Consider the following 25,877-nt stretch of genomic DNA (forward strand, 5'->3'; position numbering starts at 1 on the left):
GTGTAAATCGTAAACTAAACTAGTTTAGATTAAACTAGTTTATATATGTAAACTTCCGAACGCATGACTGAAGGCCTATTCTCAAAAATAATTCCCTTACCCGTTTTGTATGTAACCTGTTATCGCACTTCTACTTTAATTAATTTCACGCCTGCTTTTTTTGCCTCCTTTACCGCTTTCTTCAACTGTTTGATAACATCCTCATCCTTCTTTTTATTCGCCATCTTCATCTCTTCCTTTCTTCTGTAAATTCGTATTAGCCATTATGTCCTTATTCTAGGAAAATATACAAAAGAGGTCTAAAATCCCCCCTTCTTCTCTATATATCTTATAAAGCATGGAAAAATGGAAAAGTGACCATGAGCTAGATTCGAAAAGTACGAGAGGGAGGATGGGAAGTGGAAAGTTTAAACCCAATGTTTCAGGACAAGCCGCTAAAAAAAGGTATTTCAACAAAAGAAGAATCGGAACGGCCCCTTAAGAGGAAGCGGCAAACGCGTTCAGATAAATGCCATAACATCAAATTCCCAGTGACAACCGTCATGCAGATGAAGCTGCGGACTTACTGTAAGCAAATGAACGGGCTTTATTATACTCAAGCTAGACAAGCCTTAAGTCAGACTGTTTTTAATACCTCGCTTTTGCAGTTTGGGTTGCATCACACCGAAATTATAGATTGGACCCTCCCCTATCAAGATACGAAAACGTATATGCATACGATGCTTAAGGAACAGGAATATCAGAGAATCGGCGGGCCATATGGTCTAGCCATTCAAAAACAAGTATCTGAACGAAAGGTCGTTTTTTTTATGATGGCAAGCGTCTTACTCTGGATTGAAAAGGGTGGTTCTCTTGAAAAAATCTTACAGTAACTTAAATCTTCTGCAGCAAAAGTTAACAGGAACGTCTTCTCCAAAAGGTTTCTTTGAATATATCTTTCACAACCGAAAGTACCTAACTTTAGTCATTGGATATTATGATTATTTAAGAGGTAAAGTGTTCATCGAAGACATGCTCGATCTATACGAAGATGTTCCACTAGGTTTCGATTTGGCTGTCTTGATTCATCTACTCTATCGGGACTTCATTACACAAATCAAGAAAGGAACAGAATTTCAGCAAGTAGCGGGATTTCTCCTGTCAGGAAAGGCGGACTATTTAGGAAAGAAAAGAACGGAAAAACGAGTCATGAAGGCATTGACGGAGCATGTGTTTTCTTATGAATCCACGGAAGATGAGATCATCGAGACAAAACCTGAAAAAGAAAAAAAGGCCCATCTCACGATTCGAATCAAAGAGTCCGAAATATTAAGAGGTGAAATCTTCTTACATGACCTCTCCCCTTACCTCAAAGAAGAACATATAATGATTGAAGATTTATTGACGATCCTTTATTCAGATTTCATTAACCAAATAAAAAAACATGGAAACTCAGAGAAAGTTCAAAAAAACATCCTGTTTCATCTGAAGTCTCATCATTGAACGACGGAAGAGCGATCATGCCTAAACAAAAAAGTCCGTTCCAGATATCGATATGGATACTGTATTGATACGGTATCCATAGACTAGGGGGAAGAATAAGAATAATAAAAAGAAAAAGAAAGAGAAAAGAAAAAGAATTATGCTGCAGCTGATAGGCCGTTTACATGATAGACATTCGTACTAAGAGTCAGATCCTTTTAAGACAATCCATTCAACATGGAAAGCTACTCTAAAAAAATTATATTGGCTTGCTACTTTTTGAATGAAATTGCTTATTAAAGAGTCGAAGAGGTTTTTTCTTGTTGAATGCTAGGTGTGATCGTGAACAAAACTTTTACAAAGGAGAGAATAAGCATGGCGAAATATAGACAAATACATATTGCATTTTGGCAGGGTGGGTTCGTAGAGGAAGGGGGATTCTCGCCTAAAAATGATAAAAAAATAAGCACCGCGAAATGCTTATTTTTCATGTAGCCATTCCTTCATTTTTTCTAAACTACCTGTATAAGGACGTTTAATCAAGTTTCGTTCGTATCGAGACAAGGTACTATGGGAAATACCCATTTCCTTAGCCGCCTCTAGAAGGCTTAGCCCTCGGTCTGTTCGTTCCTTGTTGATGGTCTCAGGAGTTACCTGCTTTTCTTCATTCATTTCTATGGTTACTGCAACCTCTCTCTCTGTCATGCCCTTCAACATCGTCGATAAATTCACAGTGTCATCGTCTACGCTCTCCATCAACAATAAATCCCTGTCGTCTACTATCCCTGTGATATCGGTGGGCGGAATGATTTGGACGCGTGCCTTCAACCAAGTAGTAGCAAACCAGTTTCGTTCTTGATCAATCTTCTGTTCAATCCCTTTGTCCTTGTAACTCCACCCCTTAATAATGCCGTCATGCTGCAGGGTGTCTAGTATTTCTTCAAATTGCTCTTTAATTCTTGAACCATATCGCGGATTCACATCCAAGTCCATAACTTTTAACAGACCTTTTTCTCCACCGATATAATAGGCTCTTAGATAGTCCGCGCTCTTTTGACGAATTCTCCATTGCCAAGATAGATAACGTGATAACCGTTTATGGTACCTTTGCTTCGTCGGGTGGTATTCAAGTGTCTTCAATGCCAGTAACCCGCTACTCTTTTGAGATCCGTACAGAAAGTTTGCCAGCAATTCACCCGGACGGATGCTACATTCATAAATCCCAATCGGATTGTCTCCACGGTAAGCCACCGTCACGCTATCCACCAAAAATAAAGGATTAAACTGTACTTGTCCGATTTCCTCAAAGTTACCCTGATCTTCATTGATGAATCTCAAATTTTCTCGCTCAATCCTAATCCAGATCGTACTGAGAGCTGCTAGCCTTTTCATAATGTCATCCCGTTCTTTTTTTCGGTAAGAGGTTTGGTAGCCGTCAGGGTCTTCATTCCTTCCTTGCAACCTTCTTAGATTCAAAGCATCATCCGTGTGAAAATGAATCATCTGATCTTTGTGAGTGGCCTGCTGCATCCATAGAATCGAGACGATATCAAAAATGTCTGCCGTTAAATCATCCATCGACGTGATGGCCTGAGAAGTGAGATTTTTCCATTGTTCAATCGCGGCATTGGATTTTATCTTCAAATAGTCACTTTCTGCCCTTACTTGGGCTGTCGCTTCTAGTGCTTTTTCCGAAATTCTAGCAGTGGGAACAGCTGTTGCGACGTCAAATTCATTTTTACTAATCGTATCCCTCAACTTATGGAACAATAAAGCAGATCCAGACTCGGCAAAACTTTGATTTAACATGGAATTTATTACTTCCCTATTGCTAGTTTTTGGAGAGTAGGAGACAGTCTCTTCATCGGTATATCGTATGTATGGAAGAACAAAATTTCTAATTATCTCTAAATAATTAGAAGCCCATTGTTCCATACTCTCGAATTCCAAGTCATGTTCTTTCACTAATCGTTCCATGATCACAAAAAAAGCCTTTAAGGATTGAGATGGCTGAGAATACTCTTCACTTGCCATCAAGTTTTTTATATCCATGTTCCACTCGACGTAGAGTTGAGGATGATCTGGGAATATCATGTTCGTGACATTCAATATTCTCCTTTGCAAGCTATTAATCATTATTCTTCACCCCGCCCTTCTATAGTCGGCTCTATGTATTCATAAAAGTACTGTTGAATATATTCATGAAACACATTCGTTTCGATGATACCGTAATCATATAGAAAACTAATGGTTTCAAACGATAGGAATTGAGCAATCGGATTTTTCTCCAAGATGACTTTTTTCAGATGTTGGACGTCTTTTTCCTTATACACGATATACTTTCCTTTATGTTCCTTAAATTCTTCAGGTGAATAACAAGTTTCTATGAAAGTATGATTTTTCTTGCATTCATAGATAAGTCGATGATTACTATAATAAATCGTTACACCAGATTCCTTTCCGGCTTTATAAGATTCAATCTGTTTTCTAAGCCATATAGGACCACTCGATAAACTCACCAGTGGTTTAGGCAATACGCCACGGAGATGATAGGTAGAGACCTTTCTACGATCCCACCCTAAAATTTCCCCCGTTTCTTTAACGCCTACTAAAAAGCTCATACCGATTCCCCTTCAATTTTCATATTAAAATAATTATGAGTGAGGTATGTTGCATTTGTCAACATGATTACCTATTGTTTTATATGTCAAATCTGACTGCTACCTGTCTAAACATACGAAATAGTAGATCGTGCAACTTTTTTTCAGTTTGACGTCTCCTCTCACAATGTGCACATTCATTTTCTAAATCCTTTTTTGAAACATCAAACAATCGTAACTACCACCACTCGTACTTATTCACATCCTATCCTGCACACCATTTGCCCGACCCTGCAACTTTTCCTCGTTTTGACGTTTCCTTTCACAATATGCACATTCCGTTATTTCTCAAGCCTGTTTTATTAGAAACTATTAGGCTACATCTTATCCATTGACTTGTTCAACTTTAAAACGATCAAAACTTCTTTGAGCCACATCTATACAAGAATTCAATGACCTTTGACGCTTCCTTTCACATTATGAACCATGATAGACCTTTGAAAGTCAAGACGAGGCCTTTTTCTACCTAATCCATAGAAAGTATCGTCCCTTCTTTCACTGGAAACTTCACCAATCATCATATGTGCAACTTTTCTCATACTTGACGTTTCCTCTCACAATGCGCACAATGAGTGACGATTAAAAATCAAGATGAGGCCTTTTCTACACATACAATGACCTAGAAAATATAGCTCGTTCTTTCACTGGAAACTTCACCAATCATCGTATGTGCAACTTTTTTCATGCCTGACGTTTCCTTTCACAATGTGCACAAATCGTTAAATATGGCTCAGCTCCCCCCTCTTTGTCTATATAATTGACACTGATGATTGAAATAACATGAAACTTCAATCAGTGGAGATTTTGCTGCCCGTTAATGCGGAATAAAACCTGGATCATACGGTCCATAGAAACGATAATGCACGAAATGAGTCGTAACCCCCTTCGCATTTTATCAAAATATAAGCAAATTCCCCTCATTTTTAAGAATAAATGTAAAATATAGTAATTTTCTTCTCGCTTTTTGCTTAAAAACGACAGATAATGACGTTTGCTCTCACAGTAACTTGCACATAATTCTGTGTGAATTTCATAATTTTGATTTTTTTAAGAATCCATTTTTTTATAGAAACGTTGATATATCAACGTTTCTGTTCACTTTTTTAAAAATCCATTCATGACGTTTCCTTTCACATCGTGCACAAATCGATAAAATAAATGACGTTTGCTCTCACACAAAAAAAATTCATCTTTTTTCAAACCCTTGTGGCGCAAGGCTTTGACGACCACTGTGCAACTTTAAAATCGCTTAATAAAGGGCTTCGTTTTCTCATTTTCCATTTTGCTATAATCAACTTAAGATTATAGACGAAAGGAGGGCTAAAAATGACAGATTCCAAAGTAAGAATTGAGGGTTTTAGAATGCATCAAGCTATCTTGGAAGAATTCCGCTTTATTCGCGATCAATCATCTGAACGCCCTCCTGCTTCTGCCTATGTTGTGTACATGACCATGTTAAAGCAAATGCATATAGAACAAAATCAACGGGGCATGCTTAAAGAATACAACCTTTCTACCTGGTCAAAAAAACTAGGAATCTCTTACTCCACTCTTTGGGGAGGAAAGCGTTTTTTAGAAAATCATCATTTTGTTAAAGAGGAAATCCGCGAAGGGTTGCCTGTTTTGGTGTTAAAAGATGTTGAAAAATATAATACACCTGAACATAATGGCGGGGTTCTTAATTACCTTATTATTCCTCATGCTCTTTTTGAAACTAATATCTTAGCTGAATTCGTCCGTACGTCCAACCCTGAAGGAATCGAACTACTTTTATCCTTGCTTAACCAGTTCCGTACCGGTATGTCTTTTAGCAAGACTAGTGAAATCGACAAAATAAAACAAGAACGGACGATGAAAACACTCAAACTTCAACTAAACAAAAATGCAAAAGGCGTTCGTAAAACATTAAGCGTTTTAGAGGCTCTTTTTTCCATTGAATTTACAGGGATTGAGCTCCGCAAAAAGCAAATATGGATTAAGAAAGTCTCCTTTACCTTGAAGGAGGAATGCGTGGAAGAGAGTACGGATGAATTTAATGTGAGCCCACTTATGGCAAAATTATCGAAAGAACTGACTTATTTCTTCGAAGGACATCAAATTAACTATAAACCAAGAGACCAAATTGATGTCATGATTTCCTTTAAACAAGAAGTGATAAATAAATTGAATTATCTTAAAGATGATGATGAAATACACTACACCATACGAGATCAATTCATAAAAGATTTCTTTTTGGAAACGATGGATCAGATCGGAGCTCATATACATACGGAAAAAAATCGAAAAGGATCCTTCCATTTTTACTCGATTGGTGCCTTTTTCAGAATGGCCTTTAGAAAGTATCTTCTTGGAGCATTAAACAAGATTCCTTATGGCTTGATCTCTACTGCCAAAATCAGAGAGCACACTATAACCGGACGAATTCCAGAACTGAATGGTGTCATTTAATCGAATAGCTTAGCCTTGTGAAAAAAATTGACATTCACAGGGCTATTCGAATTAACTAAAAATAAAAACTAGAAGTATTCTCTTTAAAAAAGTCTTCCCTTTTTTTTCTTTTACAGATTTTAGTAGACTTTTCAAAAGGGATCTTTTTTTATGCCCAAATCATTCCGAATATCCACTTGTGAATTAGTGGATATTCTAGATATAGCCTTGTGAATATGTCAATCATCTACATATGAACTTGTGTACATCTGAATTCTTTACTATTCTATCTGTGGAAACGTGGAAATTCTGTTATTCTCACTCATCTTAAACGACTAGAATCCTTCTCTAACAAAGGATTGACACGACATCATTGAACATGCTTATTAATACTGTATTATTTATTAAATATGTTCTTTTTACTAAATATGATTTTTTTACTAAAGTTAATTTTTACGATAGAAATCTCATACAAACCATTCGATTTAGTCATTCAATAGGATATTGTTTTTAAAAGTAATCATCTGAAAAAAGGTATACATTAAGAAATTTTGAGGAATCGAAAGAAAACGGAAGAACGTCCTTTTGGATTTTGGCAGCTTCTTTATCCTTATTTACGAAACAAACCCCTGATTTTGGCTGAATTCAGGGGTTTGTTTCGTAAATAAGGGTGATTTATAGTAACTAAATTCAAATTAATCGTTACGTTTTTCTAAATGTTTAGGGTTATCTACTTTCCAACCGTCGTGTTTAATTTTCCCTGTTTCAACATCTTACAAAGAGAAACCCATTAACGTTTCGTCGATTTCCTCTTGCGTAATCCCGATATAACGTTTGGTGATCGATGGGGCGGAATGGTTAAAAATATTCTGCAGAAACGCAAGATCCTTCGTTCTCCGATAATACGCATACCCGAATGTCTTCCGCATCGTATGGGTACCGATATCATCCCGTCCTAGCACGTCTCCAGCCTTCACAAGCGCTCTGTAGGCTTGTGTGGGTGTAATAGGTCCATTCCCCTTCCGACTTGGAAATAAGTATTCTTCGTCGCTCATATGAGCCGTATAATCCTCAATTTCCTCCCGTAGCTTGACCGGCAGCATAAATCGTTTCGACTTATTCGTTTTTTTCTCCCGGATCATTACATGACTTTTATCTCGAACATCACCAACGGTCAATGGAACAATATCACTGACCCGAAGCCCGGTATTAATCCCAAAGACAAACAAAAAATAGTCCCGTTCGGAACCGTATCGACGCAGTGCCCATTTCATATCCTCAATTTCTTTGGCCGTTCGCAACGGCTGCACGTTCTTTTCTTTCATGATTTTCCTCCATTATCGTACATTAAACGTATGATAATGGTATTTTATCAAAAGGACCCACTTATATCAAGAATTCGAATGTACGAAAATATGCAAAATCATACATTCAGAAAGAATCTTTTGTTCAACTAAAGGGCAAGTTAGCAAAACAAAATGAACATAACTGTTAAAAATTGGACATACCTATTGTTTGGGAGGTGTTTCCTATTTGAAAAAAGGTATTATTGGAATTGTAGTTATAGTTTGTATAGCTGTTGGTGCAATTTTTTACGTTAATAATTATTCTGAAGAACCAGTTGTTTCAGCTGAAGATGCAAACAAAGAGGCATTGTTTATAACGAATAAAATTATGGAAGGTCTAAAAGATTATAAAGTAGTCATTGTGTTAAGTTACCAAAAATCAATTATTGTTCACACTTCAATAAATAGTTCTGACAAAAATGCTAAGAAGTTAGCTAAAGACATAGAAGTAAAGATTAGTGAGATATTAAAATCTAAAGAACTTAATTCAGTATCTAAAATTGATTCCTATAAAATATATGTAAAAAGTAAAGATGAGAAAACTCTAAATTAAGTCAAGGAGAGTTTCTGAATTAGAGGAACACATTTTTTATTACACTACGGGTGCTATAATACAACAGCGCGACCACCAATTTGGTGGTCTTTTCAATGTACGAAACTATCTAAAATCATACATTCAGAAAAAACTTCTTCAACTAACGGAGCAAGTTAGCTGAAGAAGTTTAGACGCGACGTACTATAATTTTTATTATGAAAATTATAGAATTATTGGAAAGGGGGCTGTATATGAAGCTAAATTATAAAATCTTTTTACCCAATCACCTTAAGGTATATTTGGAATTAAGAGATGTAATTATTAATTGGAGTAAAATACAGAATAACTCTGGTTTTGAAGAGTTTACAACTATAGATAATAATGGGGTAGAAAAAGGGTACGTTATTACTTTAGGGTTAGTTAAAGAATCATTCGAAGAGTTGAGACAGAAAATATTTACCGAATTTTCGTTAGATTTATCAGATGGGGTGATTATTGACTACAAACATTATCACATAAGTCGTTTAAACGATAATTATGAAGTTCTACACGAAGCCACAGCATTTCAGATAGATGAAGATGTTTGGGAAGTTTACTATACAGATGGAGTATTTTCTGATCTACCAGAGGTATATAAAGGTACTTTACTAGATGAGGGCATTTTTATATTTAAGTTAGAAATTAGTAATAGTAAGGATCCTATGGATATGCTAGAACTTAATTTTGATAAGTGGATTGAACGGCAAAAATAGAATTTCTTATTCAATTATCGGGTGCTTATGTGAAAGAAGAATTTGTATAAAACACCCCTTTTTTATACAGCTACCAGGCTTCTTCAGAAGCCGAAATTGTTGATTCATCAACATTGTATAAAATCATGTATAAACAATAAAAACGGACGATTCGGAACCCCTTGAGTACCAAGGGGTTTTATATTTCGGAAGTTCCGATAGTTGACTTTATGTTAACTAGATTTGTATAACGTATTCATGTGATACTTTGGAACTTTGTTCAACTAAAGGGCCATTTTATCGAATAACATTCAAGATAATTGAAATCAAATTTTAGAAAAAACGCTAAAAAGCAAATCCACTGTAAACCTGAGATGGATTTGCTTTTTAGCTGCTGTTGAGGAATACTGTTAAATTCAGAAAACCTTTTCTAATTTTTATAAAAAAGAAGGTTAACAGTCACATTATATTTACTATTCAACCTCTAATGTAAATCTATACGCTTGATCAATTAAGTCATCATTTTCTATTGTTCTATTTACGAACGGTTCAGGTACAATGTAAGCTGTAAACTCGTACAAACCAGCCTCTTTAGGTGCTAGTATTTCAAAGGTTCCATATCCCACTTTTGTATTTTCTATATTTAAAAGCTTATATTTTTCATTGTCCATTTCAACTTGATTCCAGTCGAGTAGTACCATGATTAAATAATCAGAGACATTTTCATAGTTTCCAGCCCTATAAGAAAATTTTACCCTTTCTCCTTTTTTCACCTTAGTAGAATACGGTGGTAGAGGAACTTCCTTAAAATTATTGAAATCTTGACTGATGACTAAACCAGTAAAAGCATTGTTTAAAAGTTTAATAGGTTTTTCATATGTCTTATTATTTTCAAACTCTCTCTCAGCTTCATTATAAAATAGTTCATAATCTGTAGTAATTCCAAAAAAATTTGTCTTAGCTTCAATATTTTTTGCATGTTTTTCTGGTGAAGCAAGGATAGAAACCGTTAGCTTATGTGAATGGTGGTCAGCCTTTATTTTATCTGATAGATATATTGGTAAATTAATTCTCTTTCCTTTACCTAATTCAAAGGTATACGAGTTATTAAATTTACTTTGATCTACTTTAAAATTGATTTCCTCATAATCGTAGAAGACCTTCATTATAAAATTTCCCGATTTTGCTCTATTATCAAAACTAACATCAAGTTTAGTATTAGGGGAATCCATTAATAAACGTGCGTTTTCCTTATTTAAAATATTACTATTTTTATTGTTGACTTCAATACTATAGCCTAAACCAAATTGATTTTCTTCTTGTGATGCATTTGAAACATTTACTTCGGGAGTTGTGGTGTTTATACTCTGCTCTTTTTGAACAATTATAATTAATACTAGAATTGCTATTCCAATGATTGAGAATAATATAAGTTTTGTTCCTTTTTTATTAATCAACTTCTCCCTCCTTCCAAAATCCATTATGTATTTATTAGTGAAAAATAGATGTAGATCATACATAATAATTCCTATTTTTATAAGTTCTGGGATAATTATACCGGAACTTATTACTTCGCAGTTCGAACAAAATATTCATTAGCTTATTCCAGAATCGGGCGCTTTAATTGAACAAGCAGCTAAAAGGATCTTCCAACCGAAGATCCTTTTTCAGTACCTATAAGCAATTTTATGTAAACTAGGTTTGTATATGATATACAAATTATCTATTTATGATTTTAATATATTTGACCATTAAGATATTAAAATATATGTCTGTCCCTATAGAAATGATGAGATCGAACCAATTGGTCTCATCCAAAGAAAGTGAAGGATCAATAAAGAGGATAATAGTATATTCTACTATCGATACTACCAGCACAAAGACAAAAAAACGGAGTGTGAGTGGGACATATAAACTTATGTAGCGAAACAAAAACCCCTTCCCATCTCCTCGTTGGTTTATCGTATATGCCATATAAATTCCCACAAGATTGATAACCAGATAAATGATCATAACAATGATGTCTAAGATATTGAAAGGTTGAGTCACCAATAATACCGGATATGTTAATAATTCTAAAGCTAATAAAAAAATACCAATTACTTTATAGAGCCTTTTAGATTTATTGGATAGACTTCCTTCTTTTAAAGCTTGAACAAGACCTTTTAGATTCCAGATGTACATGTGTTATCCCCTTTATGATATCGTAAAAAATACCATTATAACATGGGTTCCTATAAGGGTGATTATGTAAACAATTAAGGCTTTCATGCAGGACATTTAATAAGCTAGCATGAATATGTGTATGTAAAAGTAAAATGAAAGTAGGTGGCTTTTACATATGCTAGTAAGTAAAATCATTCATAAAATTATGATGAAAGAAATGACCATCAAAGAACTAGCCGAATTGTATGGTGTAAGTGATCGAACGATTCAACTGAAGATTAAAAAGTTAGGTTATGAATGGGATAGCAAGAAAAGTGTTTATAACTATTTAGGAGAATCGCCCGAGCCATCCGATGTTGATTTTAGTGCATTGTTTGGAAAAAATAACGCTTATATGGGTGAAATCAATAAAAGTAAAAGTGAAATGGCTAGCACTAGTACAAGCGAAACAAAAAGCAAAGGCAAAGCTGAATCTGCTAGTGCTAGCAATGATGAAATGGATTCAATCGATATGTTACTTGCAGGTAAGAAAACACACGCTAAAAGAGTATACAGAGGGTTTTATTTTGATGAAGATATATTAAACATCATTGATCGTGTTCCTAAAAACTATAAATCTGAATTGGTGAATGAATCATTAAGGAAAATATTCAAAGATAAAGGATTATTAGAATAAAAAGAGGTTGGGTACCATTTAGATACCCAACCTCTTTTTTATCTGAATAATAGATCTATAATGTAGTTGTAGAAAAAACCTAAGAAAACAATAAAACTTAGCGCTAAAAAAGCTATCCAGAAGAATACAAGATAATTTTTCTTAATGACATACATGTATATAGTAGTCAAAATCGAAATAATAAAGATTACAATGAATCCTAGAAATATATAGGTTACCATTCCATGTTGGAACATAAAGAATTGAGCTTTTGTTAAGAGTAATATAACTAAGCATAATATTAAGAGGATGGAAATTATAAAGTATTTGAATATGTTTAGTTGAGTTTTATTAATAGACAATTTCTTTTGTAAATCTTTATCAGCCTTGATCAGATAGTCTAAACTTACATCATATACTTCACTCAATTGAACAAGATTCATAATATCAGGAACAGATTTATCATTTTCCCATTTAGAAATAGCTTGTGGAGTAACATTTAATTGTTCAGCTAACTGATGTTGAGAGTAGCCCATTTTTTTGCGTAAGGTTTTAAGTTTATGTCCTAATTCCATTTGTATCTCCTCCTTTATCTAAAATATAAACGAAGTTAGAGAAACAAACACTGTAGCCTTAGTTGAAATATGTAAACTTCTAGTATCAACGAAGAGTTGAGTATTCAATATTCACTTTTAATTATTTATTACAACCTATAACATCGCTTATGTTAACTGGATTTGTATAATGTATTCATTTGATCTTTAAAAAAATTTTTAACTAACAGAGCAGGATTGTTATGAATGTTGGGGAATAAAATCCCTTAAAGGAAAAAATACGGGGTGGTTTTGTGAACCGAGATGACCAAGACAAAAAACAAATAGAAGAACATAAGAAAAATCCAATGGGCAATTTCTCAGACTCTATTAACCGTTCAATGGTTGGTGATTTAGGAGCATTAACAAAAGGAGGTTGTCTTACCAAAATTATCACCGTAGTTATAATTATTGGAGGATTACTTATCCTTTCACGATGTTCTTATTAAACTAACTCTCCTTTAGTAAAATAAGGATTATGGTAAGTTAAGGTAAGGAGGTGGCAATTTTGAAAAAGTATCTTGTGTTTATAATTAGTTTTGCAATAATTTATACGGTATTTCAAATAGCATCGGGTTTGATTCTTACTGCTTCTTATACCCCTGATTATTCTTCAATAGAGGGTAATTTAAGTCAAACATTAGTGTTTGGAACGACATCAATTCCGTTACTGGTAGTTTTGCTAACTGCTACATTAGCTTATTTTCTCTCTCAAAAGAAATTTAGAACCTCAAAAAATTAAATGAACTAACGGATATGCTCTAGTTCAACAAGCAGCTAAAAGGATCTTCGACTGGAAGATCCTTTTTTTTATTGCCGATAAGAAATTTTATGTTAACTAGAAATAAATAGGATATGCAATTTTAATTATTAGGAGTGATTTACCTTATAACCCAAGTATTTCCGTTGTGGATTATAAGAAATAACTGTTACTTTTTATATAAATGGAATTGTAAAGTAAAACACTTCCAATTCCAAGGAGGTTAATCATGGAAAATAAACAATTAGATGAAAAATGGCTTCGATTAGTCAAAGAGTTAATAGAATCTGGAGTATCTAAAGAAGATTTTAAAGCATTTATAGAATTTAAAAAACTTGAAAAAGAAAATCAAAAGAGGTTGAGTACCTAAAGGGCACTCAACCTCTTTAATTTCCTATAATTCACTTTATGTTAACCGGATTTGTATAACGTATGCATAAATTACTTTTAGATTCTTGTTCAAATAAAGGACCATATTGTTAAAGATCCATGAATCCCCCCTCTTGGCAATTATTCCGATAGCAACAACAAAATGCGACAAATTTCAGAATCTAATTACAGTAATATATAACGAGAAAAGGCAAACTTATTGAAAAATAAGGACGCAAAACTACAGATCTAAAGTTTTAACTATGATGGCTGAGTTGCCTAAAATAATGCGCATATTTTAGGAGGTTATCTTGTTGGATGAAATTTGAAGAAATGGACGATTTAGAAAATAGGATCAATGAATTGAAAAAGGAATTAATTCTGATTGCAAAGGAAACAGGCTTAAATAGCCACAGCACCATTAATTGCAGTCAAAAATTAGATCAGCTTATCATGGTTTACCAAAAACACCTCAAAATAAAACTAATAGCATCCCCGTATTAGTATAAAATCCCCATTTCAATTATAGGGCTCTATAATTAAACAAGCATTTAAAAGGATCTTCCAGCCGAAGAGCCTTTTTTAGTGCGGATAATGCTGAAATGAATCTTTTATAGGTTAGGAGATATGCAAAAACACCCAATATAATCTCTACAGGGATTCACAGATCAATTTTGTCTTTCAGCTCGCGTATTTCATTGGGCATATCTTCTTGTTTCATGTTTTTCGGCACAGATGTTGTCCCTGCAGCAACTGCGGTATCATAAAACCAACATTTGTAATTAAGTGTATCCAGTGTTTTATTCAGCAATTCAATATGTTCCTCAACAATCTTTTTTCTCTCATGGAACATATTACGGCGCAGTTGGAGAGTTGAGTCTCCCTCCATATACCAATCTATAAATGTCTTGATTTCTTTGATCGGCATACCGGCAGTTTTCATACATTCAATCAGCCTGATCCACTCAAAATCCTTTTCCTTAAACAGACGTATACCACCCGCGCTGCGTTCCACAAAGGGGATCAGCCCTTCTTTGTCATAATACCGTAAAGTATACGGGGTTAATTGCATTTTCACAGCTGCTTCACTAATCGTATAGAGCATAATTCCCCTCCTATAATTTTTTTATAAAACCATTGACTTACAGTTAACTCTAAGGTGTAGGCTGAAGCTATCATTCCTTGCTGATTTTGTCAATATGAGAAAAAGGAGGGGAATAAGAACTGGATGAAACAGATAGAAGCATGTCCTATAATACAAAAAAATCGGAAAGCGAGGAATTATCAAATGGATTAAGTCGTGTTTGGAAACCTTTCCACTCTCTATATTTCAAAGATGGCTCAAGTCATAACATCAACATTTATTCTGGAAAATGAAGGAGGAGTAGCATGAAAAAGAGAGTGCTTGGTAAAGAAAAGTTAGAGGTATCTGAAATTGGGTTTGGATGTATGGGTTTAAACTACCACCGTGGTCCAGCCAAAGACAAAAATGAAATGATTTCTCTCGTACACTTAGCGATAGATCAAGGCGTGACACTATTTGATACAGCTGAAGTGTACGGTCCCTATTCTAATGAGGAGTTAGTAGGAGAAGCATTATCAGGACGTAGAGATAAGGTGAAAATTGCAACGAAATGTGGTATTCGAATTGGTGATGGCGAACAAGTAATTGATAGCAGCGCCGGATCAATTCGTAAATCCATTGAAGGCTCGTTAAGACGACTAAGAACGGAATACGTAGATTTATACTACGTTCATCGTATCGATCCTCATACACCCATTGAAGAAGTGGCGTTGACGATGCAAACCCTTAAGAAAGAGGGAAAGATCAAACATTGGGGACTTTCCGAAGCAAGTGCAGATACTATTAGGAGAGCACATTCAGTTGAACCACTAGCTGCAGTAGAAAGCGAATACTCTTTATGGTGGAGAAAAGTTGAAGCAGAAGTCTTCCCAACCCTTGAGGAATTAGAGATTGGTTTTGTCCCATATAGTCCGTTGGGTAGAGGATTTTTAACTGGAACCATTAACAAGAATGCGACTTTTGGTGACAATGATAATCGCGCAAGTTTGCCTCGCTTTACACGGGAAGCGCTTGAGGCAAATCAAACGGTTGTTCATTTACTTAAGGAAATAGCAAGTACAAAAAATGCAACTCCGGCACAAATCGCATTGGCCTGGACATTGGCACAAAAATCCTGGATTGTTCCTATTCCAGGAACAACAAGACCAGAGCGCTTAAAAGAAAACATCTCATCAGCCTGTATCTCGTTTTCAAAAGATGAATTAAATCATCTGGATAAAGAGATACGTAAGATCAATGTAATGGGAGATCGTTACGATGAGTCTGAAAAGAAAAGAACCGGTCTTTAACAAATAGTTACAAAAGATCAATAGATTCGGAGTGAACTTTTTAGATCTTTTAGGGGTAGCACTGACAAAACGCATATTTTATACGTTAAGACTCAATACCTTGATATATAAAGCTTTTAAATATAAATAACCAAAAAGGGTTTCTAACACTTCTTTTGGTATTTTGATTTTGGTTATGAGTTTTGGTGATGAAAACAAGCTATAATTACCATTATTTAAGTAGATACCAAGACTATTTTATAAACGACCGTTTTTGGTAGTCGTTAGCGTATAATATCCGCGTTTTGTCGGCTGAACCCCTTTAAGGAATAAAACTAATCTCTGATCTAAACTAACGGGTGCTTAATTAAACAATCAGCTAAAAGGGTGATTATGTTAACTCACTTGAAGGTCATACGTATTTCACAAGGAATCATACATATATGAGTTTAAGTGAAGTGAGGGTGAACAAACTATGAGTGTAAATCAAAAAGCATCCATACGAAGCATTTTAGAAGTATTGGCCCAAGAAGGAATAAAGACAGGCGATGTGGCTAAACAAATACCTGGCATAAGTGAAAAACCATTTAGAAACGCATTAAAAGAGGCTGGATATGAATTTAGGAACTCTGGTCAAAAGGGGTGGTTTTTTATTGGAGAAGGTGAAGAACCCCTTGATAAAAGTATTTTTGATTATGTGAAATCGAGTTCACCTAAAGTTCATATACCTTTCACACAAAGTAATCAGAAGTTCGCAAAGAGTAATAAGGAATTCACGAATCATTCACCTATTGTTCATGAGCCGTTCACCCAAGATGAAATCCATATGATTAAGGACATGCTTAAATCATGGCAAGAGGTTACCCCGACTACACAAACCAATGAGCCAAGTCTTTATGATCGCGTCAAACAGTTGCCACAAAGTGACAAAACAAGAAAGACGATTGTTATTGATCGTGTCATTGGTAAACGTTTAGATGAGTTTTGTGAAGCTGAGAGGATCAATAAGTCTGATGTGTTTCATTTAGCCTTAGCCGACTTTCTAGAAAAATATGAAAAGTGACCAAAGAAACAAAAAGGATTAGATATCTAAGAGGTACCCAATCCTTTTTTTGCCGATAATTTCGATTATGTAAACTCTTCCTGAAATAAAAAAAACACATATGGTATAATTAGGTAAAAATGATAAATGGAGAGAAGGAGGGGTTGCATTGAATAGATTAACAAAATCATCAAAAGATAAATCGTTATTTGGAGTATGTGCAGGAATAGCTGAGCATTATGGTATTTCCCCTTTTGCTGTAAGGCTATTATTTATTTTTATTCCCATATCTATTTCTATTTACTTAATTCTTGCAGTATTTTTACCTGAGAAAAACTCAGCACTATATTAAATTAGACAATTTTATTCCTTGTGTGCAAAAGATACTACTCCTTCAAATAACGTGCGTTAGTTGAAGAAAAAGACCGCCAATTAGCGGTCTTTTTAATGTACGAAAATAACTAAAAACATACATTCAGAAAAAATCCTTCTTCTATTAGGGGAGGATTAGTTGAAAGAACGGTAAATGTGGCTTTAAAACAAAGTTTGATAATTTGTAAAAAAGTTTGATCAAAAATCCTGTGGTACAGAATTTTTTCTTGTTCAGCAATCGGACCAGTTAGTCGTGTAACAGAAACCCAACTTCTATCGAAATTGATTGTACACTTTATTTAAATAGAATAGATATCGATCATATGAAATCGAACTTTCGTTATGGTTTATTACGACATGTTGAATTTTATTAGCCGTATAACCACGTGGCAGCATCGCTAATTTTGCCAAATGTTTAAAAGATGGCCTTATGACTAAATTCATCAGATAGGCTAATTGAGTACTCCCTGGTTTTCTCCGTTTATTCAAAGCTTGAAACATTTGTTCAGCTGTCCTAATTCCTAATCCATGTCCAAAATATGTACCATCTCCAAGATCAACGGCATTTTCTCCTCGCCACCAGAAGGTTTCTGGATCAAAGTCTGGATTATTAAAATAAACAACATCTCCAGGTAAGTAATGATCCGTATGAATGGATTGTATACCGAGATCAGGATCTACATGCCAACTGTATAAATAGAGGTTTTGGAATAATTGATTAAATAAATGTTCATCCATACTATTTAGAATGGCATAATAATAGATAATCACTGTTGCAGTGGCACATTCAAACATATATAGTGAACTATTCTTGTAAATGTCTTGTATCGCATCAGATGGTATTACATCATGCCTAAGCTGGAATCCACCGGTATTTGTCAAATGCCAGTATTGAGGATTACAACGAGAGTTTGCTAAGATTTCAAATTGCGCATCACCCTGGTTCATAGATTTTGCACTTGCAATGATGCTTTTTCGTAACTTGAGTTCAAACGATAATTCCTCGATGGATTGATACGGATAAACGATCTTATCTTCCTGCATTCGTTGAATAATTACACTTTCAATACTATCAGACGGCCACATGCTGCTTTGTTGAAAATGCATCCCCGATATTTGGATCATCCTATCCCTCATCTCAAGCTTAAGTATCGTTGTATTATTACTTGGTGCATTTAAACAAAAAAACAATCTGTCTATTTTAAATTTTAGGTATCGCCGTGGTTGAGAACCCTGATCATTACATATGTTAAGAATGCAGAAAAAAGAATGAAATTTTTCTTGTTCTACAAATGTTAATTGACATTAAAGTCGTTTAGATACAAATAAGGTTATTTAAAAATTCTCATTTTAAACCTAGATATTTTTCTTTCGTTTCAGTAGAAATAGAAATAGAGAATTATAAAATTATAATTGAAGTTCCTATATGGAAGTGTCAAAGGTATCTTTTAGGTATATCACTTTCAAAGAACATCCCTGGAAGTAAGGTTATCGGGGAGTTAGTAACATTGAAAGCAGCTATGAACGTGTTCAGAGAAATGATTGAAGACAACTTAAAATAGGATAAATATTTTATTGAACTAACTGGGCAGTTTACTTGAGGATAGATCATCTATTAAACCCAAAGGAATGAGATGAATTTATATGAAGCAGTTTGTAATAGATTTTTTTATCCTTTTTATTGGGATAATTGTGATTGGTATAATATTTGAACCTTCGGATTTACCATTTCAAGGAATAGTACGGAAAGAGGCTTTTGATTTAGATTTTAATGGGATTGTAAGAGCAATAGTAATATCTTTGATTTATGCTTTAATAGGGGCTTTTATTCGAAGGATTTTTTCGAAAAAATGCTCTAAACGATCAAATTAATTTAAGACAACCTGAATTTTAGATTGGTAAGAAAAAAACAAAAAATCTTTTTCGCTAGCGATTTAGATCATTAGACTATTCCCTAATTAATGATTAATGCTTGGGTTGATATCTATACATAATGAACCTACTCCTTTAACATCTTATTCAGAAGAACAACGACAAGTAATGAAGAAACCCAGCTGATCTTCTAATGTGAAGGTAGCTGGGTTTTAAAGTTAAATGTGCAAAACAGCACTTAATAAGTGTTGATTATTACCTAAAATGTAATATGATGTAAATTTAATTAGGTCAACTTACAATCCCTTTATATTTCCCTTTGTTGAATCCGTTTAATTAACTCTTCAAGCCAAGAAATTGTGTGTTCTGCTCTAGTTGAAACATAGCCACCAAGAAATACTTTAAGATTTTCTTTATCTTTGTCTATCTGAATCTGCTTGTCAAAAGTCATAATGTGCTCCCAATGAGCAATAAATTTTTTTAATTTTTTTTCTAGTATTTCTACTACTTTATCACGATCCACATACTTGATGTTTAATAACCCTACCACCATTTCACTAATAGTATCCGCATTTTCAAACACTTTGTAGATTTTTTTCGGTAGTTCTTCACGACCTTTAGTCATAATCCCAAATACTTGTTTATCAGGTCGATGTTCTTCTTTTATGATTTCCACTATCTCAATTAAACCCTGTTTTACTAATGAATCAAAATGGTAGTACAGTTTACTTTCTGTCACCCCACCTAGTTGATCTAATGGAACGGGATCTGAAAGCTGTTTTTTTATTTTATAAGGATAAGTGTTACCCTCCATCAGTTTGCTCAATATAAAAATTTGTGTGTCCATTCTCTATGCTCCCTCAAGAATAATTGTCCTTATTTTAGCAAAACTAAGCTATGATTTCAGTAGTATTCTCAGCGTCTGTGGCTGAATCATCTACTGGCATTGGTTTGTGGGAAATCGCGACGATAATAATATTAATTAAGATCGCAACCGAGCCAACAGCAACCATTGACCAAATATATGGACTTGGACTAATGCTTCCATATAGATTTGCAAAGTACGCTTGTACCGAGTAATACATTGGTGAAATGTGGCTCATCCATTCATATGGTAAGTACATCATATCACGTGTAATTGTGGCACCATTTGCTAATGTTTGTGTTAATAAAATTGGTAAGTTTAAAATCATTCCTCCTTCACCTAATAAGAAGATTAAAATTGCTGTGAAGTTGAAACATACCATATAGTTTAAAGTTTGTTGGCCTACTAAACTGAAGAACAGGTCACCACTTGGCTCATTGATTAAATATGCTACGCCTGTAGCGACTAGTGATGATACAACTGCAATCACTAACGCAGCTAATTGTACATAAATGAATAAGCGTGTTTTGCTCGCTTTTTCACGGCTTGCTTTAAATGCTCCTACTAATTGCATCGACCCGATCATCGCACCAACATAACAGGCCATTGATAAGAACATTGGTAGCATATTATTATGCATACCGTCTGGTATTTCGTTGATTGTAACTACATTTCCTACATAAGCAGTTTCTATATTTTCTGCTATTTCAGCAGCTTGCTCTTCTGGTACATTAAAGTTCATTAACACGCCTTGAGCTGTTTGCTGTGAGAATTGTGCGCTTAACAGGTTGTTAATTTCCTTAACGATTGAATTCATAGTAGAAGAAACAACTGTTGCCCCTGCTTCATTAATCGTAAAGTCGATACTGGATGAAGTTTCGCCATTTTTCATATCCGAAGAGAATGTTTCTGGTATGTGCACGACTAATCCTAAATCATTATGCTCTAAATCTTTTAAGGCTTTTTTATTCGTTAAATCCGTCTCGATTACTTTAAACGGTAAATTTTCTTGTAACTGGCTGGCAATCTTTGCCCCGTATTCACCAGCATCCTCGTTGACAATAGCAATCGGTAATTTATCGATATTTCCTGGAATCGCTGTATAACCGGGTAAGAAAATGCCTAGCATTGCGATGGCGTAGAAAATCCCCATGAAGATTGCAGCATTCGCGCCTTTTGTTTTTAAGAACTGAGTAAATTTCATATGTTGCATCCTTCCTTAAGTAAAAATTCACTCTGGTCAAAGAACTTTAATTAAAGTACTTTGATCAGAGTAATTTGTTAAATATACTCTAATCTTTTTATAAAGTCAATTGTATGTATGGTTATTTCAATAAGAGAAACCTAACTAAAAACCCCGAATAAGGCTGATCTTATCCAGGGTATAGTTTAGTTATATGAATGTCCAGACGATTATTTCGACTGTTTAGTTACATAATCATTAAAGTCAGAGATGCTTGGGTTGGCTATGTAATGACCGCCTTCCACTTGGATCGTCTGACCTGTAATGAATTTGGACTCATCAGATGCAAGGAATAGAACGGTATATCCGATATCATCCGCTTCACCATGGTATGGCAATGCATTAAATTTCGCAAAAATATCGAGTACGGCAGGAGGCATATTATTTTTCGCTGCAGGAGTTAATATAAGACCTGGTGCCACTCCATTACAACGAATATGATCTTTACCATACTGAGCAGCGATATAACGGGTCAAATTCACTACACCAGCTTTGGACGCCCCATATGCAGATCGTACAGAGTCACCTGTAAATCCAGCCATGGAGGCCGTATTGATAATGGAACCGCCCCCCGCTTTAATCATGTGAGGAATCGCAAATCTGCTTCCCAATAGCACACTTTTTAAATTCACATCCATCAGTCTGTCCCATTCTTCCAAATCTAAATTCACGACATCAAGATCTTTATGTAAGTTAGTCAAACCTACATTATTAACAAGTACCGTAATCGTTTCATATTGTTCAATTGTGAAGTCGACAGCTGCCTGGATTGAGTCTGCTTTTCCAGCATCCAAGAAAACTCCAACTGCTTCCCCACCTTGTTTTTTAATGTTTTCAGCCGCTTCTTTTGCTCCTGCTTCGTTAAAATCAGCAATCACGACTTTTGCGCCTTCCTTAGCCATCAATGTGGATATCGATAACCCTATACCTGATGCCCCACCTGTCACTAATGCTACTTTTCCTTGCACTCTTCCCATAATCATCCACCTTCTTTTCAAGATATGTTGCATCTTTCCTTAAGTTAAAATAAATTTTAATCAAACTACTTTAATAAAAGTGGTTTGATTAAAGTACATTTAGCAATGTACTCTATTCTTTTTATAAAGTCAATTGTATGTATGGTAATTTTAATAAGAGCTTCCTAACTAACATCCTCAAATAAGGTTGATCTTATCCAGAGTATAGTTTAGTTACACAATCATTAAAGTCAGAGATGCTTGGGTCGGCCATGTAATGACCGTCTTCCACTTGGATCGTCTGACTTGTAATGAATTTGGACTCATCAGATGCAAGGAATAGAACGGTATATCCGATATCATCCGCTTCACCATGGTATGGCAACGCATTAAATTTCATGAATGGAATGTAATTTGGAGTGTTAGTTATTTAGTGGATTATTCAGTAGTTTATGTTTATTACAAATTAGTTCGTATTTTCTTCAACGAACGGGTTTAGTAAAAAAAGAATTTTATAAAACTCGCATCTTTTAAATGTACGAAAATAACTAAAATCATACATTCAGACAAACTCCTTATTTTAACTAAGCAAGGAGGCGATATTGGCCCCCCGTTACCCTATATTTATCTTGATTTCGTTTATATTTGGCGAATCTGCTTTTTGCTCTCTTGTTTTAGTTGCAAACACTAAAAACTGTTTTATATCCTGCACTTGAAAGAAGTGAACCCCAGAATGACGCGGTAAATTATAGCGGGTGTCGGTAATCAGGATAATCTTCGGGAAAACCTTTTTGTCTGCCGGCTGCCACGATTCTTGCTTCCATTCATTGCTCATGTAATACGTGACATAGCGCATAAACTTCTCATTCATAACCTTTTCGGAATAGACTGAGCGCTGTATCTCCACGAAGAATGGTGCACGTTTCCAGATCATGAAGGCATCTGGTTCCATGTAACCTTTTCCGTATTTAGGTTCAACTATGAAGGATTCTAGCTCGGAAAAATTGCCGAGTGACTTATAGAAATCAATAATTTTAAGGAAATGCGGAATTTTAGCAGAGTCTTTTTTTATAGGAGCGGGTGAAGGGAAATAGATATATGGTTGCTGGGATGTGTTCACTTCGATTTGGGCGTCTCTTCGTAACCTCTTTAGAACCGTATTGCAGCATGTTATGAGGTTCCTAAGACCTTTGAAATGCAGAGCGATAATATCGTCCCTTGTCATGCAGCGAAAACGCGTGAGATCGACTAAAATGTTCAAATCTCGTTTTCTTATTAGTCCAACACCTCGAATATGGCATCGATAATTTGTGAATAGTTATCAGAAGGCTTAGCTGACTCTTTAAACGGTTTTTTAGTAAAAGGTGATAAATGACTCTCTAAAATACTTTTCGCATCGTCTAAGGCTAAGTATGGAGCCTGTATCTCTTTTAATCCGTCTTGACCTTGCAACTTTAGCAACATTCTTCCGTTTTCCGTCAATTTTTCACTTCCCGGTGTACCGATAATTCTCGTGTTAATCAGATCGGCACACTTAAACCCCATACGAACGGTCAAATTATTCTTTAAAGCACCTTCTAAGAGCTTTGCATCGGGTCTCTGCATAAAAAGGATTAAGAAGATACCTAAAGCTCTCCCAATAGCGCTTATGTCCTCCATAATAGCCATGATGGCCTTTTCCTTGTGTAGCAAAGCTACCTCATCGATATGCGATAGCTCGTGAGCATCCAATAGATCACCACGTTTTGTTAATTCATCGCTAAGATGTGCAAGCATTGCGGCCATATCTACAGGACTTACCAGAACAGATTGAACATGCTCAACCCTGCGGAATATATGAAATTCAGAGTGTTTCAGATCGCATAAGAACAGCTGCAGGCGGTCCGGCTTTTTAAATTGAATTAACGAGCTGAGGATTGAGCGCAATTGCGTAGATCTCCCTGATCCCGTTTCACCTGCTATGAGCAAATGAGGATGTTCATCCATGTCATATAGCACGTTAGCACCGTTCATATCAGCGCCACAAACGATGGGTAAGTGCATCTTATTCGCTTGTTCTCGGAACAAATCAGCGTCATAACGAATAAAGTTTGAACCGTTTCCTACGTACACTTTGAGTGTAAAAATCTTGGTGTCTCCTTTAATCTCGATCTGTTCCCCGAATACTTGCATGAAACAATAATCCTTCTTTTTAATATCATTTGGATCCATGCCAGTAGGAATTGAAAATATATATGTCAGCGACTTTTCCTTTTTCAAGTCTGTAAAATTTCCAATTTTCACGAAGGTGGAAAACTGTTGTTCTAAGGTGCACAAGATACGAAATAAGTCACACATTGAAATCGATTTTTGAAATACCGTTAAAAACACTGTTATATCAACGTTTTAAACTCCTAAAATGGATACTTGGATGGATACTTGCATGGATACTTGGTATCCATGCAAGTATCCATTCAAGTATCCATTTCAGTATCCAAAAAATCGTATGAAATAGGGTCTCTCTTCGGGTATGTAAATTCGCCGATAATGGAGAAACCTACGGGTAAAATAAAAAGGACTGGTAGAATTTCACCTGTCCTTTTTGTCATTTCCAATCCATTTTTAACTCCTCTATAATTGATCAATAAGATCAGCAAAATAAGATTGTGGTTTCTCCAGGTAGATCTTCGTTAATTCGATACTCGTATGCCCCATATATTTAGCGATATCCTGAATTGGAACCCCTTTAGCAGCCAAGCGAAGTCCGAATAAGTGGAGCAAATTATGAGCATGAGCTTTTGATAACTCAATTCCAGCAACAGCAGCATACTTCTTCATGTTGTTATGACCCGTTTGACGCGAAATTGGACCACGTTGGCCAACAAATAATAATTTAGTGGTACTGGAGTACGACTGGATTCTTACTTCTAAATAGGCTTTTAAGGATACTCTTAACTTATCACTGATATAGATATCGCGATATTTACCACCTTTTCCTTTGATGTCCTCAATAATTTTCTTGTTAGAGGTAACGTGATCCATGCGGAGCTGCAACATTTCGCTGACACGCAATCCAGAATAATTCATCGCTTCGAATATAGCTTTGGATCTGATGTCGTTATTAGCGACGGTAGCTGCTATCAAGGCTTCGTAATCCGATTCAGTGAGTAATTCATCCTCCTTTAATGAATACTGCTTCTGTGTCTTCTCTTGCTTAATACGAACGTTTAGTCCTAATTCGAATCGGTCATTTAAAAAGGTTATAAATTGTTTCACACTAACTAATTGGCGATTGTATAGAAAGGATTTTTAATTTACGTCCTCTTAAAAGCTCCTTATAAGCCGTTACATCCGTTTTTTCTGTCTTCTTAATATCTTTTTTGTTTATGAATGATAAAAAATCCTTTATATCCTGCTACGGTGCCCCAGCTTTTTTCTTCTGCTAACATGTAATCAGCGAACGGTTCTATGTAGTCAGTGTATTTCATTCCGT

General features: G+C 35.1%; 28 protein-coding genes, 1 pseudogene and 1 riboswitch. Of the genes and pseudogenes, 14 read left to right on the forward strand and 15 right to left on the reverse strand.

The genetic code is table 11. From position 1 onward, the window contains the following. Window positions 1-398 precede the first annotated feature (398 nt). Window positions 399-872, forward strand: a complete 474-nt coding sequence (locus tag ACIQZI_RS19940) for a hypothetical protein (protein ID WP_403076435.1) — start codon at window positions 399-401, stop codon at window positions 870-872. Continuing rightward, window positions 853-1,482 (forward strand): hypothetical protein, encoded by a 630-nt coding sequence (locus ACIQZI_RS19945; RefSeq protein ID WP_403076438.1) that lies wholly within the window; start codon window positions 853-855, stop codon window positions 1,480-1,482. The genes ACIQZI_RS19940 and ACIQZI_RS19945 overlap by 20 nt, the downstream gene beginning before the upstream one ends. 459 nt (window positions 1,483-1,941) lie before the next feature. Here the strand turns inward: ACIQZI_RS19945 and ACIQZI_RS19950 are convergent, their stop codons facing one another. Together ACIQZI_RS19950 and ACIQZI_RS19955 are read right to left on the reverse strand one after the other, a co-directional pair. Continuing rightward, window positions 1,942-3,597 carry a helix-turn-helix domain-containing protein gene (locus ACIQZI_RS19950; protein WP_403076441.1) on the reverse strand — a complete coding sequence of 552 codons (1,656 nt, stop codon included), beginning with the start codon at window positions 3,595-3,597 and terminating at the stop codon, window positions 1,942-1,944. After that, the gene (locus tag ACIQZI_RS19955) at window positions 3,597-4,082 is read right to left on the reverse strand and encodes a hypothetical protein (protein WP_062186774.1); all 486 of its coding nucleotides are present in this window, start codon (window positions 4,080-4,082) and stop codon (window positions 3,597-3,599) included. The genes ACIQZI_RS19950 and ACIQZI_RS19955 overlap by 1 nt, the downstream gene beginning before the upstream one ends. Window positions 4,083-5,447: 1,365 nt before the next feature. On the opposite strand from ACIQZI_RS19955, the gene ACIQZI_RS19960 reads away from it, so the two are divergent. Further along, window positions 5,448-6,569: a hypothetical protein gene (locus tag ACIQZI_RS19960; RefSeq protein WP_403076444.1), complete on the forward strand. Its 1,122-nt coding sequence runs from the start codon at window positions 5,448-5,450 to the stop codon at window positions 6,567-6,569. A gap of 752 nt (window positions 6,570-7,321) precedes the next feature. On the opposite strand, the gene ACIQZI_RS19965 is transcribed toward ACIQZI_RS19960, so the two are convergent. Next, a complete protein-coding gene (locus tag ACIQZI_RS19965; RefSeq protein WP_403076447.1) occupies window positions 7,322-7,873 on the reverse strand; it encodes a site-specific integrase in 552 nt (183 codons plus the stop codon). Between the two features lie 208 nt (window positions 7,874-8,081). Here ACIQZI_RS19965 and ACIQZI_RS19970 point away from each other — a divergent pair, with 208 nt between their 5' ends. Both ACIQZI_RS19970 and ACIQZI_RS19975 read left to right on the forward strand, forming a co-directional pair. Then, a complete protein-coding gene (locus ACIQZI_RS19970) occupies window positions 8,082-8,447 on the forward strand; it encodes a DUF4030 domain-containing protein (RefSeq protein ID WP_403076450.1) in 366 nt (121 codons plus the stop codon). A 233-nt stretch (window positions 8,448-8,680) separates the two neighbouring features. Next, window positions 8,681-9,181, forward strand: coding sequence for a DUF3986 family protein (locus tag ACIQZI_RS19975; protein WP_403076453.1), 501 nt, complete (start codon window positions 8,681-8,683; stop codon window positions 9,179-9,181). Between the two features lie 452 nt (window positions 9,182-9,633). Here the strand turns inward: ACIQZI_RS19975 and ACIQZI_RS19980 are convergent, their stop codons facing one another. Both ACIQZI_RS19980 and ACIQZI_RS19985 read right to left on the reverse strand, forming a co-directional pair. Continuing rightward, window positions 9,634-10,617: a hypothetical protein gene (locus ACIQZI_RS19980; RefSeq protein WP_403076456.1), complete on the reverse strand. Its 984-nt coding sequence runs from the start codon at window positions 10,615-10,617 to the stop codon at window positions 9,634-9,636. Window positions 10,618-10,879: 262 nt separating this feature from the next. After that, window positions 10,880-11,344 (reverse strand): hypothetical protein, encoded by a 465-nt coding sequence (locus ACIQZI_RS19985; RefSeq protein WP_403076459.1) that lies wholly within the window; start codon window positions 11,342-11,344, stop codon window positions 10,880-10,882. Window positions 11,345-11,501: 157 nt separating this feature from the next. Between ACIQZI_RS19985 and ACIQZI_RS19990 the strand changes: the two genes are divergently transcribed. Next, the gene (locus tag ACIQZI_RS19990; RefSeq protein ID WP_403076461.1) at window positions 11,502-12,002 is read left to right on the forward strand and encodes a hypothetical protein; all 501 of its coding nucleotides are present in this window, start codon (window positions 11,502-11,504) and stop codon (window positions 12,000-12,002) included. A gap of 38 nt (window positions 12,003-12,040) precedes the next feature. Here the strand turns inward: ACIQZI_RS19990 and ACIQZI_RS19995 are convergent, their stop codons facing one another. Beyond that, the gene (locus tag ACIQZI_RS19995) at window positions 12,041-12,556 is read right to left on the reverse strand and encodes a helix-turn-helix domain-containing protein (protein ID WP_403076463.1); all 516 of its coding nucleotides are present in this window, start codon (window positions 12,554-12,556) and stop codon (window positions 12,041-12,043) included. Window positions 12,557-12,828: 272 nt separating this feature from the next. On the opposite strand from ACIQZI_RS19995, the gene ACIQZI_RS20000 reads away from it, so the two are divergent. The 4 genes from ACIQZI_RS20000 to ACIQZI_RS20015 all read left to right on the forward strand — a co-directional run bounded on the left by ACIQZI_RS20000 (window position 12,829) and on the right by ACIQZI_RS20015 (window position 14,207). After that, window positions 12,829-13,023 (forward strand): DUF6366 family protein, encoded by a 195-nt coding sequence (locus tag ACIQZI_RS20000; RefSeq protein ID WP_403076466.1) that lies wholly within the window; start codon window positions 12,829-12,831, stop codon window positions 13,021-13,023. Between the two features lie 59 nt (window positions 13,024-13,082). After that, complete coding sequence (locus ACIQZI_RS20005) at window positions 13,083-13,316, forward strand: hypothetical protein (protein ID WP_403076470.1); 234 nt, start codon at window positions 13,083-13,085, stop codon at window positions 13,314-13,316. A 247-nt stretch (window positions 13,317-13,563) separates the two neighbouring features. After that, window positions 13,564-13,704, forward strand: a complete 141-nt coding sequence (gene sinI, locus ACIQZI_RS20010) for a DNA-binding anti-repressor SinI (RefSeq protein WP_403076271.1) — start codon at window positions 13,564-13,566, stop codon at window positions 13,702-13,704. Window positions 13,705-13,903: 199 nt separating this feature from the next. Then, window positions 13,904-13,986: riboswitch (cyclic di-GMP riboswitch) on the forward strand. A gap of 35 nt (window positions 13,987-14,021) precedes the next feature. Then, entirely contained in the window at window positions 14,022-14,207 is a 186-nt protein-coding gene (locus ACIQZI_RS20015; RefSeq protein ID WP_403076472.1) for an aspartyl-phosphate phosphatase Spo0E family protein, read from the forward strand. 157 nt (window positions 14,208-14,364) lie between these two features. Here the strand turns inward: ACIQZI_RS20015 and ACIQZI_RS20020 are convergent, their stop codons facing one another. Next, a complete protein-coding gene (locus tag ACIQZI_RS20020) occupies window positions 14,365-14,811 on the reverse strand; it encodes a MerR family transcriptional regulator (RefSeq protein WP_403076808.1) in 447 nt (148 codons plus the stop codon). A gap of 281 nt (window positions 14,812-15,092) precedes the next feature. On the opposite strand from ACIQZI_RS20020, the gene ACIQZI_RS20025 reads away from it, so the two are divergent. From ACIQZI_RS20025 to ACIQZI_RS20035, 3 genes are all read left to right on the forward strand, one after another. Beyond that, on the forward strand, window positions 15,093-16,076 hold the full coding sequence (locus tag ACIQZI_RS20025) for an aldo/keto reductase (protein ID WP_403076478.1): 984 nt from the start codon (window positions 15,093-15,095) through the stop codon (window positions 16,074-16,076). A gap of 454 nt (window positions 16,077-16,530) precedes the next feature. Further along, a complete protein-coding gene (locus ACIQZI_RS20030) occupies window positions 16,531-17,118 on the forward strand; it encodes a hypothetical protein (protein WP_403076483.1) in 588 nt (195 codons plus the stop codon). A gap of 148 nt (window positions 17,119-17,266) precedes the next feature. Next, window positions 17,267-17,449, forward strand: a complete 183-nt coding sequence (locus ACIQZI_RS20035) for a PspC domain-containing protein (RefSeq protein ID WP_403076488.1) — start codon at window positions 17,267-17,269, stop codon at window positions 17,447-17,449. 293 nt (window positions 17,450-17,742) lie between these two features. On the opposite strand, the gene ACIQZI_RS20040 is transcribed toward ACIQZI_RS20035, so the two are convergent. Further along, on the reverse strand, window positions 17,743-18,594 hold the full coding sequence (locus tag ACIQZI_RS20040) for a protein-glutamine gamma-glutamyltransferase (RefSeq protein ID WP_403076491.1): 852 nt from the start codon (window positions 18,592-18,594) through the stop codon (window positions 17,743-17,745). A gap of 519 nt (window positions 18,595-19,113) precedes the next feature. Between ACIQZI_RS20040 and ACIQZI_RS20045 the strand changes: the two genes are divergently transcribed. Continuing rightward, window positions 19,114-19,341 (forward strand): hypothetical protein, encoded by a 228-nt coding sequence (locus ACIQZI_RS20045; RefSeq protein WP_403076494.1) that lies wholly within the window; start codon window positions 19,114-19,116, stop codon window positions 19,339-19,341. A gap of 307 nt (window positions 19,342-19,648) precedes the next feature. Here the strand turns inward: ACIQZI_RS20045 and ACIQZI_RS20050 are convergent, their stop codons facing one another. From ACIQZI_RS20050 to ACIQZI_RS20080, 7 genes and pseudogenes are all read right to left on the reverse strand, one after another. Continuing rightward, complete coding sequence (locus ACIQZI_RS20050) at window positions 19,649-20,188, reverse strand: PadR family transcriptional regulator (protein ID WP_403076497.1); 540 nt, start codon at window positions 20,186-20,188, stop codon at window positions 19,649-19,651. A gap of 43 nt (window positions 20,189-20,231) precedes the next feature. Further along, window positions 20,232-21,410 carry a YhgE/Pip domain-containing protein gene (locus ACIQZI_RS20055; RefSeq protein ID WP_403076500.1) on the reverse strand — a complete coding sequence of 393 codons (1,179 nt, stop codon included), beginning with the start codon at window positions 21,408-21,410 and terminating at the stop codon, window positions 20,232-20,234. A gap of 209 nt (window positions 21,411-21,619) precedes the next feature. Further along, window positions 21,620-22,426 carry an SDR family NAD(P)-dependent oxidoreductase gene (locus tag ACIQZI_RS20060; protein WP_403076503.1) on the reverse strand — a complete coding sequence of 269 codons (807 nt, stop codon included), beginning with the start codon at window positions 22,424-22,426 and terminating at the stop codon, window positions 21,620-21,622. Window positions 22,427-22,619: 193 nt separating this feature from the next. After that, window positions 22,620-22,808, reverse strand: a pseudogene (locus ACIQZI_RS20065) (SDR family oxidoreductase); the annotation flags it as partial. A 210-nt stretch (window positions 22,809-23,018) separates the two neighbouring features. Then, window positions 23,019-23,357, reverse strand: coding sequence for a hypothetical protein (locus tag ACIQZI_RS20070; RefSeq protein WP_403076505.1), 339 nt, complete (start codon window positions 23,355-23,357; stop codon window positions 23,019-23,021). A 323-nt stretch (window positions 23,358-23,680) separates the two neighbouring features. Next, the gene (locus ACIQZI_RS20075; RefSeq protein ID WP_403076508.1) at window positions 23,681-24,742 is read right to left on the reverse strand and encodes an FtsK/SpoIIIE domain-containing protein; all 1,062 of its coding nucleotides are present in this window, start codon (window positions 24,740-24,742) and stop codon (window positions 23,681-23,683) included. A 273-nt stretch (window positions 24,743-25,015) separates the two neighbouring features. Next, on the reverse strand, window positions 25,016-25,660 hold the full coding sequence (locus ACIQZI_RS20080) for a tyrosine-type recombinase/integrase (protein WP_403076510.1): 645 nt from the start codon (window positions 25,658-25,660) through the stop codon (window positions 25,016-25,018). Window positions 25,661-25,877 lie beyond the last annotated feature (217 nt).

Source organism: Peribacillus sp. NPDC096379 (assembly GCF_044762875.1).
Classification (GTDB): Bacteria; Bacillota; Bacilli; order Bacillales; family DSM-1321; genus Peribacillus.

Excerpts from the sequence above, each read along its gene's own strand:
- ACIQZI_RS20015 (WP_403076472.1), top strand. The coding sequence starts at position 14,022 with ATGAAATTTGAAGAAATGGACGATTTAGAAAATAGGATCAATGAATTG.
- ACIQZI_RS19990 (WP_403076461.1), top strand. The coding sequence starts at position 11,502 with ATGCTAGTAAGTAAAATCATTCATAAAATTATGATGAAAGAAATGACC.
- ACIQZI_RS20025 (WP_403076478.1), top strand. The coding sequence starts at position 15,093 with ATGAAAAAGAGAGTGCTTGGTAAAGAAAAGTTAGAGGTATCTGAAATT.
- ACIQZI_RS19975 (WP_403076453.1), top strand. The coding sequence starts at position 8,681 with ATGAAGCTAAATTATAAAATCTTTTTACCCAATCACCTTAAGGTATAT.
- ACIQZI_RS19985 (WP_403076459.1), bottom strand. The coding sequence starts at position 11,344 with ATGTACATCTGGAATCTAAAAGGTCTTGTTCAAGCTTTAAAAGAAGGA.
- ACIQZI_RS20055 (WP_403076500.1), bottom strand. The coding sequence starts at position 21,410 with ATGAAATTTACTCAGTTCTTAAAAACAAAAGGCGCGAATGCTGCAATC.
- ACIQZI_RS19965 (WP_403076447.1), bottom strand. The coding sequence starts at position 7,873 with ATGAAAGAAAAGAACGTGCAGCCGTTGCGAACGGCCAAAGAAATTGAG.
- ACIQZI_RS19950 (WP_403076441.1), bottom strand. The coding sequence starts at position 3,597 with ATGATTAATAGCTTGCAAAGGAGAATATTGAATGTCACGAACATGATA.
- ACIQZI_RS20050 (WP_403076497.1), bottom strand. The coding sequence starts at position 20,188 with ATGGACACACAAATTTTTATATTGAGCAAACTGATGGAGGGTAACACT.
- ACIQZI_RS19995 (WP_403076463.1), bottom strand. The coding sequence starts at position 12,556 with ATGGAATTAGGACATAAACTTAAAACCTTACGCAAAAAAATGGGCTAC.
- ACIQZI_RS20045 (WP_403076494.1), top strand. The coding sequence starts at position 19,114 with ATGAAGCAGTTTGTAATAGATTTTTTTATCCTTTTTATTGGGATAATT.
- ACIQZI_RS19960 (WP_403076444.1), top strand. The coding sequence starts at position 5,448 with ATGACAGATTCCAAAGTAAGAATTGAGGGTTTTAGAATGCATCAAGCT.
- ACIQZI_RS20075 (WP_403076508.1), bottom strand. The coding sequence starts at position 24,742 with ATGTGTGACTTATTTCGTATCTTGTGCACCTTAGAACAACAGTTTTCC.
- ACIQZI_RS19955 (WP_062186774.1), bottom strand. The coding sequence starts at position 4,082 with ATGAGCTTTTTAGTAGGCGTTAAAGAAACGGGGGAAATTTTAGGGTGG.
- ACIQZI_RS20040 (WP_403076491.1), bottom strand. The coding sequence starts at position 18,594 with ATGATCCAAATATCGGGGATGCATTTTCAACAAAGCAGCATGTGGCCG.
- sinI (WP_403076271.1), top strand. The coding sequence starts at position 13,564 with ATGGAAAATAAACAATTAGATGAAAAATGGCTTCGATTAGTCAAAGAG.
- ACIQZI_RS20030 (WP_403076483.1), top strand. The coding sequence starts at position 16,531 with ATGAGTGTAAATCAAAAAGCATCCATACGAAGCATTTTAGAAGTATTG.
- ACIQZI_RS20070 (WP_403076505.1), bottom strand. The coding sequence starts at position 23,357 with ATGGAACCAGATGCCTTCATGATCTGGAAACGTGCACCATTCTTCGTG.
- ACIQZI_RS20060 (WP_403076503.1), bottom strand. The coding sequence starts at position 22,426 with ATGGGAAGAGTGCAAGGAAAAGTAGCATTAGTGACAGGTGGGGCATCA.